This is a genomic window from Sorangium sp. So ce590, assembly GCF_051521365.1.
GTDB lineage: Bacteria > Myxococcota_A > Polyangia > Polyangiales > Polyangiaceae > Sorangium.
Genome location: NZ_CP150346.1, coordinates 10,854,200 through 10,869,649, shown reverse-complemented (window position 1 = coordinate 10,869,649; position 15,450 = coordinate 10,854,200). Strand labels below are relative to the sequence as shown.

The window sequence follows — 15,450 nt, the reverse complement described above, 5'->3', positions numbered from 1 at the left end:
CGGGCCGTACCGTCAAGCAGTAGCGTTACTTGATGACCCGCAAATAGGGGGGTAGCTCGCGCTTCGGCTTGCCCGCTCCCTGGCGCTGTCGGGGCTCGGGCTCACCGGAGCTACCGGAATCGTCGTCTTCGCTCTCCTCGGTGGAGCGCACCGGCGCAAGGGCCGGCGCGGGCACCGGCGCGGGCACCGCCGCGAGCGTCCTCACGGGCGCGCCGGCGTCCCGCGCCGAGGGCTCGCTCGCGCCGCGGCGCTCGGCGGGCTCCACGGGCTCGAGCTCGGGACGGCGCGCCTCGTCCGCCGCGTCGTCGCTCCGCTCGTCGTCGCCGCTCGGGGGCGCCACGGCGGCGAGCCGGGGGCGCGGCCGCTTGGCGGGCTTCTGCGGCGGGGCCACGCCGGGACGCTGCTGCTTCTGCGCGGCGAGATCGGCCGGGATGTCCTCGGGCCACACCATGCCCCGCTGGTCCTCGCTCACGAGCGCCCAGATCGCGTGCCACGGCAAGCGGCACCAGAACGGCGCGCGGTTGAACGAGAGGGTGCAGCTGATCCCGTCGTCGTCCACCTTCAGGTCGGGGATGGCGATCGCCATGTTCATGCCGACCTGGAGGATCAGCTGCGGCTGCCCCGTGAACCACTTGGGGACGGAGACACCGGGCCGGCGCGGGTCGAGGTGGATGAACACGCTCGGCTCTCGCTCGAGGAGGGCCAGCGCGACGTCCTTCTTCGGCGGAAGCGGTCTCTGCACGTCGGACATCGTACTGCTCTGCCCAATACCCTGGACCGCGCGGCTCCGCCAGCGCTTCGGGCCATCGGGCGCCGGGCGGCGCGCCGGTGAGCAGGCCGCAGGACAAAAGCCGCCAGGCAACTCCAGCAGCTCTGTAGAAAGCTCGCCGTAGAGGCGCGCGCGACGCGGCGGGCGCCGACACGATCGGGCTGCCGGACCTCCTCCTCGCGGCCCGCGCGCCCGCGCGCCTCACGCCGCGGGTCGCCGGCTCAGCTGGATCGGGACCTCCGAGAGGGTGACGCGGTGCTTGCCGGCGCTCGTGAGGGGGATGTGGTCGACGATCTGGACGCAGATCTCCGCGCGCTCGCCGAGGTGCTGCCGGACGGTGCGCTCGATGAGCCGCGCGGTCTCGGGCTGGAAGCCCTTGCCGGGCACGAGCCGGACCGTGATCGCGCGCCGCCGGTCCTGGTGGACCTGGTAGCGGGCGATCGTCGGCTGGTCCTTGATGAGGTGCGGGAAGAGCTCCCCCGCGAGCAGCTGGCCGTCGGGGCCGACGAGGAGGTCGAGGACGCGGCCCTCCACCGAGGCGAGCATCGGCAGCCCGCGGCCGCACGCGCACGGCGCGCCGGCGGCGATCGCGACGTCCTGGTTCTTGTAGCGGATGAGCGGCATCGATCGGCAGACGAGGTCGGTCACGACGACCTCGCCCGCCTCGCCCGGGAGGGCGTGCCGCCCGTCGCGGAGCAGCTCGACGTACACGCCCTCCAGGTTGATGTGCTTGCCCTCGTGCCGCTCGCACTCGGCGGCGATCAGCATGAGCTCCCGGCAGCCGTACCGGTCGAACACCGGCGCGCCGAACGCGCGCTCGATCGCCTCGCGCTGGTGCGCGAAGAGCCGCTCCGCGCTCGTGACGATGCCGCGCGGGGCGGGGAGCGCGCGCCCCTCCGCGAGCGCGTAGCGCGCCGCCTGGTACAGCGCGCTCGTGTAGCCGACGATGAGCTGCGGCCGGTACCGCGCGATCTCGTCGAGCAGCGCGGCGAACCGCGCTTCGGACAGATCGAAGGCGCTGATCATCTTCTTGCGGAGGACGGCCTCGTGCAGGGAGCGCTTGGCCTTCTTCGCGAGCGTCTCCCCGAACTGGGTGCTCCACAGGTGAAGCTCCCGGTCGCCGAGCCGGGCGCCCGCCCACCCGTCGGACCGCATGGCGGCCGCGACGCGGCGCTCGTAGGTGCGGTGGTCGAAGCGGAACTGCACAGGCTCCCCGGTGGAGCCTCCCGTGCCGCTCGAGTAGAGCCGGCCGACGAAGCCCTCGGCGAGGAGCTCCGGCCCGTGGGCGCGGAGGTCGGCCCGCGTGAGGACGGGGAGCCGCAGGAGGTCCTCTGGCGCCTTCACCGAGGCGACGCGCACGCCGTGCTCGGCGAACCGAGCCCTGTAGAACGGGACGTTCTGCTCGGCGAAATGGAGGGCCGCGAGCATCCGCCGGAAGCCGAGGTCGCGAACCTCGTCTTCCGAGCGCCACTGGGAGCGCTCGATCTCCTCCAGGTGTTTCAGGGTCTCCCTGCCCCTCAAACGGGTCTCGTAGAGAGGAAACAGGATGTTTCGAAACAGCTCACCGTACATGGGGAGAGCGTTCTATCGAATCATCGACCGTCAAGCGCGCGCCGGCGGCTCTCCTGCGAATCCGCCTCTTCGTGCCGAGGAATCCGACCGGAGCGGCGCGCGCCGGCGACTTCCGTCCTGGCGGAGCCGGAGCGGAGGGGCGCGTCAGCCTGCACTGCCGGCCGCGGGCGGGCTCGATCCGAAGATGGCGACGGTGGCGCCGGCGAGGATGATCCCGGCGCCGGCGATCTCGGCGGCCGTGGGGAGGGCGTCGAGCCACAGGGCGCCGATGACGATCCCGCCCAGCGTCTCGCCGGGGGACACGAGCGCGACGATGGACGGGGACATGCGGCGCGCCGCGGCCTGCACCGCGGTGTGGCCGACGAGGGTGGGGACGAGCGCGAGCGCGACGATGGCGACGGCGGCGTGGGCCGGCGGCGGGGCGACGCCCTCGAGGGCGCCGGGCGCGGCGGGGAGCGCCGCGGCGAGGAAGACCGCGGCGCTCGCGTAGACGAGCGCCGCGTAGCTGCGCGCCGGCAGCGCGTCCCGGAGCGCCCGGGCGAAGGACACGTAGAGGCCGTAGAGGACGGTGGCGCCGACGACCATGAGGTCGCCCGAGAGCCGGTGATCGCCGGCGCCGGACGCGCTCGCGATGACGACCGCGCCGGCGGTGGCGAGCAGCACGCCGGCCTGCTCGGAGCGCGTGGGGCGGACACGGAAGAACGCCCATGCGCAGAGCACGACGGCGAGCGGCTCGAGCGAGATGAGCGAGAGCGCCGCGGCGAGGGAGGTGCGGTCGAGCCCCCAGAGGAACAGCGCGAAGTGGACGGCGAGCAGCAGGCCCGCCGTCAGGACGGCGGCGCGCTGGCGCAGCGAGAGGGCGGCCGCGGAGCGGGCGATCCCGCGCAGGTCGAGCAGGGAGAGCGCGACCGCGGCGAGGGCGACCCGGCCGAAGGCGATGAAGAGCGGGTGGACCGGGCGCGCGTACCGGGCGAGCGGGCCGCTCGAGGCGAAGGCGAGGCTGGCCAGGACGACGAAGAGCGCGGCGCTCCGGGCCGTGACGCGCTGCTTGGCCGTCATGCGGTGCCTGCTAGGTCAGGCGGCAGGGGAAGACAATCCGCGAGGCGCGTACCGGCCGCCGCCGCGGCGCGCCGCCACACCGGGGCGCACCGCGATCTCGGGTCGCAGCTGGACCCTCTCGGGCCGGCGGAGCGACCGACGGTGTCCAGGATCAGTTGGGCGGGGGCGGCGGCGGCGCGATGGCGACGAGGTTGAGCCCGCCCGGGTACTGGTAGCTCGTGTAGGAGCCGTAGCCGATCACCTGGATGCCGACGGGGGCCGAGGCGGTCAGCACGTGAGCGCCGTCGTTGCCCGGGCCGAGCCGGACGCGCGCGACGCCGAAGCCGGAGCCGTCGCCGATCGGGGTCGGCGCGACGTCGACGGCGGCGTCGTCGAGCGTGATCGTGGCGTCGACGGGCTGGATGATGTCGACGTAGCTCTCGTCGTAGTCGCTGGGCGCGAGGAAGATGTACTTGGTGCGGTACTGCTCGACCGCGGTGGCGTGGCTCTGCGAGGGGTCGCCCTTCTGGTCGGGAGCGTCGGTGTCGCGGTCGACGATCTCGGCGCCCAGCATGAACGTGCTGACCGCGAACTCGTGATCTCCCACGATCTCGAAATCGCTCCTCACGACGCTGAGGTCGACGACCTGGCCGGCGTCGATCGAGGTCGGCGCGCCATCCGGCCGGCCGGAGGGGTAGGTCAGCGCCGTGCCGTCGACGTTGCCATAGAGGCGCACGATGTGGCCGAAGACCTTGCCGCCGGGCGAGGTCGGGACCGTGACGAAGTACCGCTTGCCCAGGGTCTCGGCCGGGAACACCGACTCCTCGATGTGGTCGCAGGCCGCGTAGCCGACCGGCGCCTGCGTGCACGGCATGCCCGTCAGCACCTGGACGGGCTTCGTCGCGGTGACGAGGCTGCCGCTGAGATCGTTGTTCGGGTGTCCGAGGACCTCGACGACGTCGCCCTCGTCGAGCTCGACGGTGAAGTTACCGCCGCCGGGCGTCGCAGGGATGCCGCCGCCCGCGATCACCGCGCCGCCCTGAGCGACGCTCACCGTGACGCTGGTACCATCCTGGGTGCCGGTGATGACCATGTAGGCGCCCGATGCCACCTCCCTCCAGCCCTGCTGGCCGGTGATGCGGTAGTTGCCCGTCATCGCGGTGCTCGGCAGGAGCAGCGAGGCGTCGTTGGTGAACGAGAAGCAGCCGTAGGCGTCCCCGCTGGAAGGGCACGTCTGAAGGCCAGGACAGGAGGACCAGTCCTTCCCGTCCGGGCCCCCAGCGCCCTTGTACTCGAGCGCGTTGAATTGATAGACCGTGACCGGCCTGGTCGAGACGAGGTGGTAGGCGCCGCCGTCCACGCGAACGGAGCCGGTGATCGATTTGCCCGAGGCGCACTTGGAGGCGTCGGGGCCCTTCAGCTCGGGGACCCAGGGGAGATAGATCTTGGCCAGGCTGTTGGGCTGGACCTCGGCGTGCGCCATCGCAGCGCCGTCGCGCGTCACCTCGACCTCGGCCACCTCGTCGCCGGCGTTCGCGACGACGACCGCATAGTCGAAGATCGACCAGACGATGTTCGCGGTGACCGTGGGCCAGAAATCGCACCCGATATAGGACTTGTTCGCGGCGGCCTCCGCGCACGTCTTCGGGTCGCCCGTCAGCTCGGGGCCGGGGGCGTCACCGCCGCCGGTACCGATGCCGATATCGTCACCCGTGCCGCTGGTGCCGGCGCTCGTCGAGCCGCCGTCGCCCGGGCCGCCGCCGGTGGTGGTGGTGGTGGTGCTTTCAGGCCCAGGGGGGCCCGCGGAAGAGCCGCTGGCGGAGCACGCGGCCGCGGAGACGGCGCCCACCCACAGTCCTAGGCCGAGAAATAGAGAGTGCTTCGAGATCTGCATGGGCCCTCCCGTCAACGGACTTCGAGCACAGGGGCCTGTGCGACAGCCCGGCTGGCATGAGAATTACAGTGGATTGCTGATTGCTGACGTAAACGGTCGGGCGCGTTCGCACCCCGGGACACGCGGTGTGTATCGATCCCGGCTACGCTTTTTTAGGCTCCGACGCAAGCACGTCGAACAAATCCACTGTAGTCGCCAAACAGGGATACAACGGAGTTCCAGAAGCTTTGGAACGCTGGGATACCCTGATCACACCAGGGACGGTTCTGGGTGACGAGACGAGGTGTTAGCGAGCCGCCAGCAGCGGTCGCAGGAACTGCCCCGTGTACGAGGCCGGGACGTTCGCGACGGCCTCCGGCGTCCCCTCGGCGATGACCTGGCCGCCGCCGGCGCCGCCCTCGGGGCCGAGGTCGACAACCCAGTCGGCGCACTTGATGACGTCGAGGCTGTGCTCGATGACCACCACCGTGTTCCCCGCCTCGACCAGCCGGTGGAGCACGCCAAGGAGCTTGCGGATGTCCTCGAAATGCAGGCCCGTCGTGGGCTCGTCGAGCACGTAGAGCGTGCGCCCCGTCTGGCTCTTGCCGAGCTCGCGGCTCAGCTTCACGCGCTGCGCCTCGCCGCCGCTCATCGTCGGCGCGCTCTGGCCGATCTTCATGTATCCGAGGCCGACCTCGACCAGCGTGTCGAGGACCCGCCGCAGCGCCACGTGGTGCTCGAAGAGCCGCACGCAGTCCTCGATGCTGGTGTCCAGGATGTCAGCGATGCTCTTGCCCTTGTACCGCACCGCGAGCGTCTGCGCGCTGTACCGCTTGCCGGCGCACACCTCGCAGGGGACGTAGACGTCGGCGAGGAAGTGCATCTCCACCTTCACCACGCCGTCACCGCTGCACGCCTCGCAGCGCCCGCCCTTCACGTTGAAGCTGAACCGCCCCGGACCATAGCCGCGCGTCCGCGACTCCGGCAGCTCGGCGAAGATCTCGCGGATCTGGTCGAACGCCTTCGTGTACGTCCCGGGGTTCGAGCGCGGGGTGCGGCCGATCGGCTTCTGGTCGATCGCGATCACCTTGTCGAGCGCCTGGAGCCCCTTGATCGCGCGGTGCGCGCCGACCGGCTCGGTGCTGTTGTGGAGCGCCCGGCCGAGCGCCGGCAGGAGGATGCCGTTCACCAGCGAGCTCTTGCCCGCGCCGCTCACCCCGGTCACCGCGAGCAGCACCCCGAGCGGGAACCGGACATCGATGTTCCTCAGGTTGTGCTCGGACGCGCCCAGGATCTCCAGCCACCCGCGCGGCGCGCGCCGCGCCTCGGGCACCTCGATGCGCGCGCGCCCCGCGAGGTACGCGCCCGTCAGGCTCTCCGGGTGACGCTCGATCTCCTCGGGCGTCCCCGCGGCCATCACCCGGCCGCCGAGGTGCCCCGCCCCGGGGCCGAAATCCACCACGTAATCGGCGGCCCGGATCGTCTCCTCGTCGTGCTCCACCACCAGCACCGTGTTGCCCAAATCCCTGAGGCGCCGCAGCGTCTCGATGAGGCGCTGGTTGTCCCGCTGGTGCAGGCCGATGCTCGGCTCGTCGAGCACGTACATCACCCCCGAGAGCTCGCTGCCGAGCTGGCTCGCCAGCCGGATGCGCTGCGCCTCGCCGCCGCTCAGCGTCGGCCCCGCGCGATCGAGCGTCAGGTAGTCGAGGCCCACGTTCAGGAGAAAGTTGAGCCGGCTCGTGATCTCCCGCCGCACCCCCTCCGTGATCTTCTGCCGGTTGCCCGGGAGCTCCAGCCGGGCGAAATGGTCGAACGCGTCCTTCACCGTCATCCCGGTGACGTCGGCGATCCCCTTGTCCGCGACGCGCACCGAGAGCGACTCGGGGCGCATCCTCCTGGAGCCGCAGGCGTCGCACGGCCGCTCGCTCATGAACTTGCGGTAAGCCTCCCGCGCCGACTCGGACGACGACTGCTGGAACCTGCGCATCAGGCTGGGAATCACGCCCTCGAACTTGATGCCCCAGGTGCCGTGGGTCTCGGTCCCCTCCTTCCCCCACGTCACCGCGATGCGCTTGCCCGAGAGGCCATGGAGCACCATCTCCTGCTTCTTCGCCCCGAGCTTGCGCCAGGGCACGTCGAGGTCGACGGAGCACGCCTTGGCCACGGCGTCGATGATGCGGAACGTCCAGCCCTCGCCGCGCGCCATGGCCGACGCCCAGGGGGCGATGGCGCCCTCCCGGAGCGACAGCGCGGGGTCCGGGACCACGAGGGCCGGATCGATCTCCAGGCGGGTGCCGAGGCCATTGCAGGCGCCGCACATGCCGAGCGGGCTGTTGAACGAGAAGCTCTGCGGCGAGAGCTCGGGGAAGCTCTGGCCGCAGCAGGAGCGCGCGGCGCTGAACAGCAGCGGGGCGCCCGGACGCCGCCGCCGCGCGGCCGGCGCGTCGTCGGCCTGGACCTCGACCCGGAGCTCGCCGCGCCCCTCCTGGAGCGCGAGCTCGACCCCCTCGGTGATGCGCTGTCGCTCGTCCGCCCGCACGACCAGCCGGTCGACAACGAGCGCGATGGTGTGCTTGAGCTTCTTGTCGAGCCGCGGCGCCTCGTCGAGCCGGTGCTGCGCCCCGTCGATCTCGATCCGCACGAAGCCGCGGCCCCGGAGCTCCTCGAAGAGGTCCTTGAACTCCCCCTTCCGGTGCGTCACGAGCGGCGCGAACAGCACGAACTTCGTCCCCTCCGGCATGCCGAGGAGCTCGTCGACGATCTGCTCCGAGCTCTGCGCCTTCACCGGCTTGCCGCAGAGATGACAATGCTGCTCGCCGGCGCGCGCATAGAGCACGCGCAGGTAATCGTAGACCTCGGTGATGGTGCCGACCGTGGAGCGCGGGTTGCTCGATGCGCTCTTCTGCTCGATGGCAATGGTCGGCGACAGGCCGCGCAGGTGCTCGACCTGCGGCCGATCGAGCTGACCCAGGAACTGCCGGGCGTACGAGCTCAGCGTCTCGACGTAACGCCGCTGCCCCTCGGCGTAGAGCGTGTCGAACGCCAGGCTCGATTTGCCCGAGCCGCTCACCCCCGTGAACACCACGAGCCTCCGCTTCGGGACCTCCAGCCGGTCGATGCGGAGGTTGTGCTCCCGCGACCCGAGCACCTCGATGAAATCCGGCTCGCGCGCCGCGTCGAGGAGCTTGAGCGCCGGCCGCGGCTCCGCCTGCCCGAGGTCGGGCGCGGCCGGCTGCGGGCGCGGCGCCCTGCCCTTTCCCGACCTGGCCAGCCCCGCGCTCCGGGAGGTGGAGACGATGGATTGCGACTGTGTGGATCCGTTCGTTCGCGCGCCCATTGGATTGCTCACCGCCATTAACACGGTGGCGCGCTCTCCGGCACGCGATGTTCTATGGAAAAACAGGGAAGCCACGCGCAATGCGCGCGGCGACCCATGTCAGGGGAGCGCGCAGCTCAGCGCCTGGCCGGGCCGCCGGGAGAAGCGCGCCAGCGCACGACAACGCAGGTGACGTTATCGGGGCCGCCGTTCTCATTGGCGCGCTTGACGAGCCGCGACGTGATGTCGGCGAGGTCGGCGCCCTCGTCCAGGATACTTGCGATATCTTGCGCGGACACCACGCCGGACAGGCCGTCCGAGCAGAGCAGCAGGACATCCCCGCCCTCGACGGCGTCGATCCGCGTCTCCACCTCGACCGCCTCGTCGGTGCCGAGCGCGCGGGTGATCACGTGCTGGAGCGGGAACGAGCTGGCCTGCTCGGGGAGGAGGTGGCCGAGCCGGATGCACTCGTTGACCAGCGAGTGGTCCCGGGTGAGCTGCTCGAGGCGGTGATCGCGGAGGCGGTATACGCGGCTGTCGCCCACGTGCGCGACGGCGATGAAGCCGTCGCGCACGAGCGCGGCGGCGAACGTCGTGCCCATCCCGCGCTTCTCCCGGTCGCGCCGCGCCGCGGAGAAGATGCGGCCGTTCGCGAGCTGGATGCCCGCGACGAGCAGCGGGAGCCCCTGATCGATGTAGCGGGCCTCCGAGCCCCGCGTCGTGACCGGCCCCACGCTGACCGCGACAGGCCAGGTGGAGTCCGGATCGTCGAAGAAATCACGCACGGTGTCGATCGCCATCCGCGAGGCGACCTCCCCGGCGGCGCGCCCTCCCATGCCGTCGGCCACGAGGAACAGCCCCCGCGGCTCGAGGAGCGCGAAGCTGTCCTCGTTCGTTTCCCGGACCATGCCAGGGTGGGTGATCCCGGCGGCTTCAAAAACGAGGTGACGCTGCACGGCGCTACCCTCCAGCTTGCTCTCAGGCACGCGCTGCCGAACTGCCGAACGACGGGCGCGCATCCGCCGTCATCCGCGCCCTTCCGGCGCCTGGATCGAACCGATCGCGCGACACAGGACGCATCGTCTGCTCATCTGGCTGCCCGCTTCAACTGCTCTCAGGGAGCCTACGCGGCAAGGATCGGTCGCGTCCACCAGATCAGGCCTCGGGCCGCGCCCGCCCGCGGCTGTCCGGGCGGGGCTCGGCTGTCCCGTGCGCTGCGCGCGCGTTGCCGTTCCGTTTCCAACGTCTCGCACTGCGGCGGCGCCGCCCCGAGGCCGCGCGGAGCCGCGCGGGGCCTGCGGGCTGCCGGGGCGATCGGCGCGCGCCACCCCGAGGCCGCGGCGGGCGCGTCAAGGGACCGCGAACCGATCGGCGCCGCCGCCGGAGCACGCGCTGAGCGCGAAGCCGAACCGGTCCTCGCTGCCCTCCTGCATGATGCGCTCGAGGTTGCGGCAGGCGTGACGGAACACGCCCTGGAGAGCGTAGCGATCCTTGCTGTCCACGACGACGACGACGCCGGTGAGGGTGACCTCGAGGCGGTAGGTGACGGGGTCGCCTTCGATTGTGTACCGCGTCGTCGTGAACTCGGACGGCTCGCGGTTCCTGTACGCCTGCCAGATGCACTCGCGCGCCGCGCCGTTGTAGCCGTTACCGTGCTTGACGACCTCGGTGCCGCACTGCTTGAGCGGCGGCGTCGACGGCCCGCTCTGCACCTTTTCGGGCGCGGACGAGCAGGAGGCGGCGAGCAGGGACAGCGCGAGGGCAGCGAGCGTTCGGCCTGGCGAGCGAGGCATGGCGACTTCTTACCTAACGCGATCCACGGAAAAGAGATTCTTTTTTTCGGGAGGACGGGGCGAACCGGCGGCGCGGGGCGGTATCGCCGGTATTTCGCGGGGCGGCCTTCTTCCGGGTGGACTTTTCGGGCGGCGGCTCGAGCGCGGCGGAGAGGGCGCCGAGATCCTGGAGGCTGGCGACGAGCGCGCGCAGGTAGTGCGCCGAGAGCCGCTCGGCGGCGCAGAGGGCCCGGGAGGCGAGGACCTGGGCGTTGTAGGGGCCGGCGTCCTCGGGCACGTTGTCGGCCGCGCGGGCGACGGCGAGCGTCGCGCGGGCGCTCACCAGCGACTCGTGGAACAGCGCCGTGGAGAGCGCGTTGCTGAGCGCCTGGGCTTGCCGCTTCACCCGGCGCTCGACGACGTCGCCGTCGCACGGGAGCGCGGCGAGCTCGCGCGCGAGCGGCTCGGGCAGGCGCATGTCGCGCGCGGAGGCCTCGCCGCGGAGGCGCGCGAGCGAGGGCACGGCGGTCGTCTGCCGCCCGGCGGCGAGCGCGCGCAGGCGGCGGCGCGCGGCCCTCACGACGGCGGGGAGCTCGCCGAGCGAGAGCGCCGCAGCGAGCTCCCCGCCGTCGGGGACGCCGGCGTCGGCGAGGGCGCGGAGCTCGGCCTCGGCGACGGCGCGCGCGCCGTGGAAGGCGGCCTCGAGCGCCGTGAGCCGCGCAGAGGCGCGGGCGTCGAGGCGCGCGCGGGCGCCGCCGTCGAGGGCGCGGGCGCGCTCGAGGAGCGCCTCGACGAAGCGATAGCTGGCCGGATCGAAGCGGTGGGCGCCGGCGGCGCGGAGGGCCGCGAGGCGCGCGGCGGCGGCGGACGACCCGGGTTGGGGGGCCGCGGCGGCGGGCGACCCGGGTTGAGGGGCCGCGGCGGCGGGCGACCCGGGTTGGGATTGGAGATCCACCGCGAGAGAAAAATTCAACGTGGACGTCATCAGGGCGCGCCGCGCCGCGGGATGGGCGAGATCTCCACGCGACGGTTCTTCGCCCGGTTCTCGCTTGTGTCGTTGGGCGCCACCGGGTGCCGCTCGCCGAAACCGGCCGCGAACAGCGCCGTGTCGGGAACACCGCCCACAGCGAGCGCGCGCGTCACCGTGAGCGCGCGCTGCGCCGAGAGCTCCCAGTTGTCGGCATAGCCACGGGACGAGCTCGTAAGGGGCCGGTCGTCCGTGAAGCCGCTCACCATGATGAGCTCGTCATGGTGGGCCAGGTACGCCTTGAGCGGATCGGCCAGGGCGCGGAGCAGCGCGATGCCCTCCGGTTGAAGCTCGGCCGAGTTGAGCTCGAACAGGATGCTCCCGCGGATCCCGATGCGCCCCTCCGTCAGCGTGATCCTGCCCTCGGCGAGCGGTCCGGCCAGGGCGCGCTCGAGCGTCTCCAGGCGCGCGCGCTCCGTTGCGCGGGTGGCACGCTCGGCGGCCAGATCGCGGGCCAGGTCGACCTGGAACGAGATCGCCCAGACGAAAAAGAGCACGAAGAGGCCGAAGAGGCAGGCCATGAGGTCGCCGAAGACGGGCCACACCGCCGCCTGCTCGGGCGCCTCGTCCTCGGCCGACATCAGGGACATCGCTCGGCTCTCGCGGCGGGCGCCAGGGCGGAGACCGGCGCGCTCTCACGGCAATCCGTGGAGCGGACGACCTCGGGGCGCGAGGCGCCAGGAGCAGACGGAGGCGAGGAGCGGCCCATCAGCTCGTCCTGCTCCTCAGCGCCCGCAGCTCCGCGAAGAGCTCGCGCTGGAACTGCAGCGAGTGATCGAAGACCTCGCGGGTCTGGTCGAGGTAGGCGCCGAGGAGGTCCGTCGCCTCGCCGTGCTCACGTCGCTCGATCGCGTCCTCGATCGCGCCGAGGCTGTTCAGCCAGCGATCGCTGGCGTCGCGGTAACGGTCGACAGCGACGGTGAACATCTCGGCCACGGCCGTCATCTCGGCGCCGCCGGCGCGCACGAGCTCCGACGCCTCGCGCGCCACCGCCGCGGTCGCCTCGAGGCTCTCCCCGAGCCCGCGGGCGTGGGCGCTGAGCCGCTCGGCCAGCCCGTCGGCCGCCTCCCGCCGCGCGCCGTCGAGCCGCTCCTCGAACGCCAGGAGCCGCGCCGCCTGCTCCGCCAGCAGCGCCCGCGCCGCCTCGCCCAGCGCCGCCACCCGCGCCTCGGCCCGCTCCTCGCGCTCCGCCGCGCCCCGCTCCGCCGCCTCCGCCAGCGCCGCCACACGCTCGGCCTGCTCCCGCGCGCTGCCCCACATCCCCGCCGTCGCCTCCGACAGCCTCTCCAGCAGCGCGTCCAGCCGCGCGTCCCGCGCCGCGTCCGCCTCCGCCCGCGCCGACAGCCGCTCCGACGCCTCCCCGATCAGCCGCGCCGCCGCCTCCGGCGCCGCCTGCGCCGCGCGCGCCGCCTCCGTCAGCGGCCCCGCCAGCGCCTCGCCCAGCGCCCTCAGGTGCGCCGCGCGCGCCGCGTCCTGCTCCGCCTGCCGCGACGCCGCTTCCGCGCCCCGCGCCGCCTGCGCCTGCTCCAGACGCTCGATCGCCTCCCCCACCACCCCGGCCAACCGCTCCGCCTGGCCCTCCAGCCGCGACGCCGACGCGGTCTCGAGCTCGCGCCGGCGCGCCGCAGCCTCCCGGTCGAGCCGCTCGAAGCGCTTCGCCGCGCCCTCCTCCATCCGCTCCAGCCGCGACGCGACGCCCCCTTCCGTCCGCTCCAGCCGCGACGCGACGCCCTCTTCCATCCGCTCCAGCCGCTCGCCAAGGCCGCTGGCGTGGGCGCTGAGCCGCTCGGCCAGCCCGTCGGCCGCCTCCCGCCGCGCGCCGTCGAGCCGCTCCTCGAACGCCAGGAGCCGCGCCGCCTGCTCCGCCAGCAGCGCCCGCGCCGCCTCGCCCAGCGCCGCCACCCGCGCCTCGGCCCGCTCCTCGCGCTCCGCCGCGCCCCGCTCCGCCGCCTCCGCCAGCGCCGCCACACGCTCCGCCTGCTCCCGCGCGCTGCCCCACATCCCCGCCGTCGCCTCCGACAGCCTCTCCAGCAGCGCGTCCAGCCGCGCGTCCCGCGCCGCGTCCGCCTCCGCCCGCGCCGACAGCCGCTCCGACGCCTCCCCGATCAGCCGCGCCGCCGCCTCCGGCGCCGCCTGCGCCGCGCGCGCCGCCTCCGTCAGCGGCCCCGCCAGCGCCTCGCCCAGCGCCCTCAGGTGCGCCGCGCGCGCCGCGTCCTGCTCCGCCTGCCGCGACGCCGCCTCCGCGCCCCGCGCCGCCTGCGCCTGCTCCAGACGCTCGATCGCCTCCCCCACCACCCCGGCCAACCGCTCCGCCTGGCCCTCCAGCCGCGACGCCGACGCGGTCTCGAGCTCGCGCCGGCGCGCCGCAGCCTCCCGGTCGAGCCGCTCGAAGCGCTTCGCCGCCCCCTCCTCCATCCGCTCCAGCCGCGACGCGACGCCCCCTTCCGTCCGCTCCAGCCGCGACGCGACGCCCTCTTCCATCCGCTCCAGCCGCTCGCCCAGGCCGCTGGCGTGGGCGCTGAGCCGCTCGGCCAGCCCGTCGGCCGCCTCCCGCCGCGCGCCGTCGAGCCGCTCCTCGAACGCCAGGAGCCGCGCCGCCTGCTCCGCCAGCAGCGCCCGCGCCGCCTCGCCCAGCGCCGCCACCCGCGCCTCGGCCCGCTCCTCGCGCTCCGCCGCGCCCCGCTCCGCCGCCTCCGCCAGCGCCGCCACACGCTCGGCCTGCTCCCGCGCGCTGCCCCACATCCCCGCCGTCGCCTCCGACAGCTTCTCCAGCAGCGCGTCCAGCCGCGCGTCCCGCGCCGCGTCCGCCTCCGCCCGCGCCGACAGCCGCTCCGACGCCTCCCCGATCAGCCGCGCCGCCGCCTCCGGCGCCGCCTGCGCCGCGCGCGCCGCCTCCGTCAGCGGCCCCGCCAGCGCCTCGCCCAGCGCCCTCAGGTGCGCCGCGCGCGCCGCGTCCTGCTCCGCCTGCCGCGACGCCGCCTCCGCGCCCCGCGCCGCCTGCGCCTGCTCCAGACGCTCGATCGCCTCTCCCACCACCCCGGCCAACCGCTCCGCCTGACCCTCCAGCCGCGCCGCCGACGCGGCGTCCGCCTCCCGCCGTGCGCGCGACTCCTCGTCGAGGCGCCGCTCGACCGCCTGCAGCGCGCCGCCCGCCACCGCGCCGGCGCGGTCCACCGCCTCGACAAGGAGGGGCCTCACCACGCCGGCCGCGACGTCGGCTGTCTGCCGGAGGCCCGACGCGATGTCGCCACGGATCTCGGCCGCGGCCGCCGTGAACGAGGCGGCGGCCTGGCGCGCCCCCTCGACCTGGACGGCCACGAGCCGCTCCTCGAGGCGCTCGAGCCGGGAGGTGGCCTCGCGCAGCGACGCCGCCGCGGCGGGGAGCGCCTCGCCTTGCCGCGCGAGCGCTTCCAGCGCCGCGAGCTGTCGCCCCGCGACCGTCAGCGCCGCGAGCGGGCCCGCCGCGTAGGCCTGGAGCGCGGCCACGGCCGCCGCCTCGGCGCGGCGCGCGATCACGGCGCCGAGCCCCAGCGCCCCCGACGCGGACACGCCCGCCGCCGAGGTGCCGAACGCGCGCGACAGGCCCTGCAGCGGCGCGGCCAGGCTCCCCCGCAGCGCGTCGACGTCGGCGCTCAGGGTCAGCGCCTCGCGCGCCCCTTGCAGCGTCTCGAACAGGCCGAGGAACGTGCCGAGCAGCCCGATCATCACGAGCAGCCCGACGAGGTACGAGGCGAACGTCGCGCCGGCCGGAGCCAGCGCCGCGCCGGCGACCCGCGCCTCGAGCATCGATCGGAGCGGCGCGCTGGTCTGCTCGATCGCCGCCCGCGTCGCCGGCCGCGGCAGCGCGGCGAGCTCGCGCTCGATCCGGGCGGCCCGACCCGCGCGCACGAACAGCTCGAGGGTGCCGAGCGCGAGCCCGAGCGCGATCAGCTGCACGAGGCGGTACGCGAGCGGATCCGTCCCGCGGTAGGCGAGCGCCGCGCGCCCCACCAGGGCGAGACCGACCCCCCCGGTGAGGAGCACCAGGAGCCGCGTCGTCCACTGCCGCGCCGTCGCGAGCCGCATCGTGAAGCCCCTCACGGG

At 73.8% G+C, this 15,450-nt stretch carries 10 protein-coding genes; all 10 read right to left on the bottom strand.

Features of this window, described 5'->3' with window-relative positions:
• Positions 1–25 precede the first annotated feature (25 nt).
• The gene (locus tag WMF28_RS41245) at positions 26–751 is read right to left on the bottom strand and encodes a ClpXP protease specificity-enhancing factor SspB (RefSeq protein ID WP_437599216.1); all 726 of its coding nucleotides are present in this window, start codon (positions 749–751) and stop codon (positions 26–28) included.
• Positions 752–970: 219 nt separating this feature from the next.
• Complete coding sequence (locus WMF28_RS41240; protein ID WP_437599214.1) at positions 971–2,341, bottom strand: phenylacetate--CoA ligase family protein; 1,371 nt, start codon at positions 2,339–2,341, stop codon at positions 971–973.
• 144 nt (positions 2,342–2,485) lie between these two features.
• Positions 2,486–3,400 carry a DMT family transporter gene (locus WMF28_RS41235; protein ID WP_437599213.1) on the bottom strand — a complete coding sequence of 305 codons (915 nt, stop codon included), beginning with the start codon at positions 3,398–3,400 and terminating at the stop codon, positions 2,486–2,488.
• Positions 3,401–3,551: 151 nt separating this feature from the next.
• Positions 3,552–5,228 carry an IgGFc-binding protein gene (locus WMF28_RS41230; RefSeq protein WP_437599212.1) on the bottom strand — a complete coding sequence of 559 codons (1,677 nt, stop codon included), beginning with the start codon at positions 5,226–5,228 and terminating at the stop codon, positions 3,552–3,554.
• Positions 5,229–5,559: 331 nt separating this feature from the next.
• Positions 5,560–8,589, bottom strand: coding sequence for an excinuclease ABC subunit UvrA (uvrA, locus tag WMF28_RS41225; protein WP_437599211.1), 3,030 nt, complete (start codon positions 8,587–8,589; stop codon positions 5,560–5,562).
• A gap of 116 nt (positions 8,590–8,705) precedes the next feature.
• A complete protein-coding gene (locus WMF28_RS41220; protein ID WP_437599210.1) occupies positions 8,706–9,524 on the bottom strand; it encodes a Stp1/IreP family PP2C-type Ser/Thr phosphatase in 819 nt (272 codons plus the stop codon).
• A 393-nt stretch (positions 9,525–9,917) separates the two neighbouring features.
• Entirely contained in the window at positions 9,918–10,361 is a 444-nt protein-coding gene (locus WMF28_RS41215; RefSeq protein WP_437599209.1) for a hypothetical protein, read from the bottom strand.
• Positions 10,362–10,374: 13 nt separating this feature from the next.
• A complete protein-coding gene (locus WMF28_RS41210; RefSeq protein WP_437599208.1) occupies positions 10,375–11,295 on the bottom strand; it encodes a DUF2894 domain-containing protein in 921 nt (306 codons plus the stop codon).
• Positions 11,296–11,324: 29 nt separating this feature from the next.
• Positions 11,325–11,948: an OmpA family protein gene (locus WMF28_RS41205; protein ID WP_437604366.1), complete on the bottom strand. Its 624-nt coding sequence runs from the start codon at positions 11,946–11,948 to the stop codon at positions 11,325–11,327.
• A 127-nt stretch (positions 11,949–12,075) separates the two neighbouring features.
• Positions 12,076–15,432, bottom strand: a complete 3,357-nt coding sequence (locus WMF28_RS41200; protein ID WP_437599207.1) for a hypothetical protein — start codon at positions 15,430–15,432, stop codon at positions 12,076–12,078.
• Between the last annotated feature and the right edge of the window lie 18 nt (positions 15,433–15,450).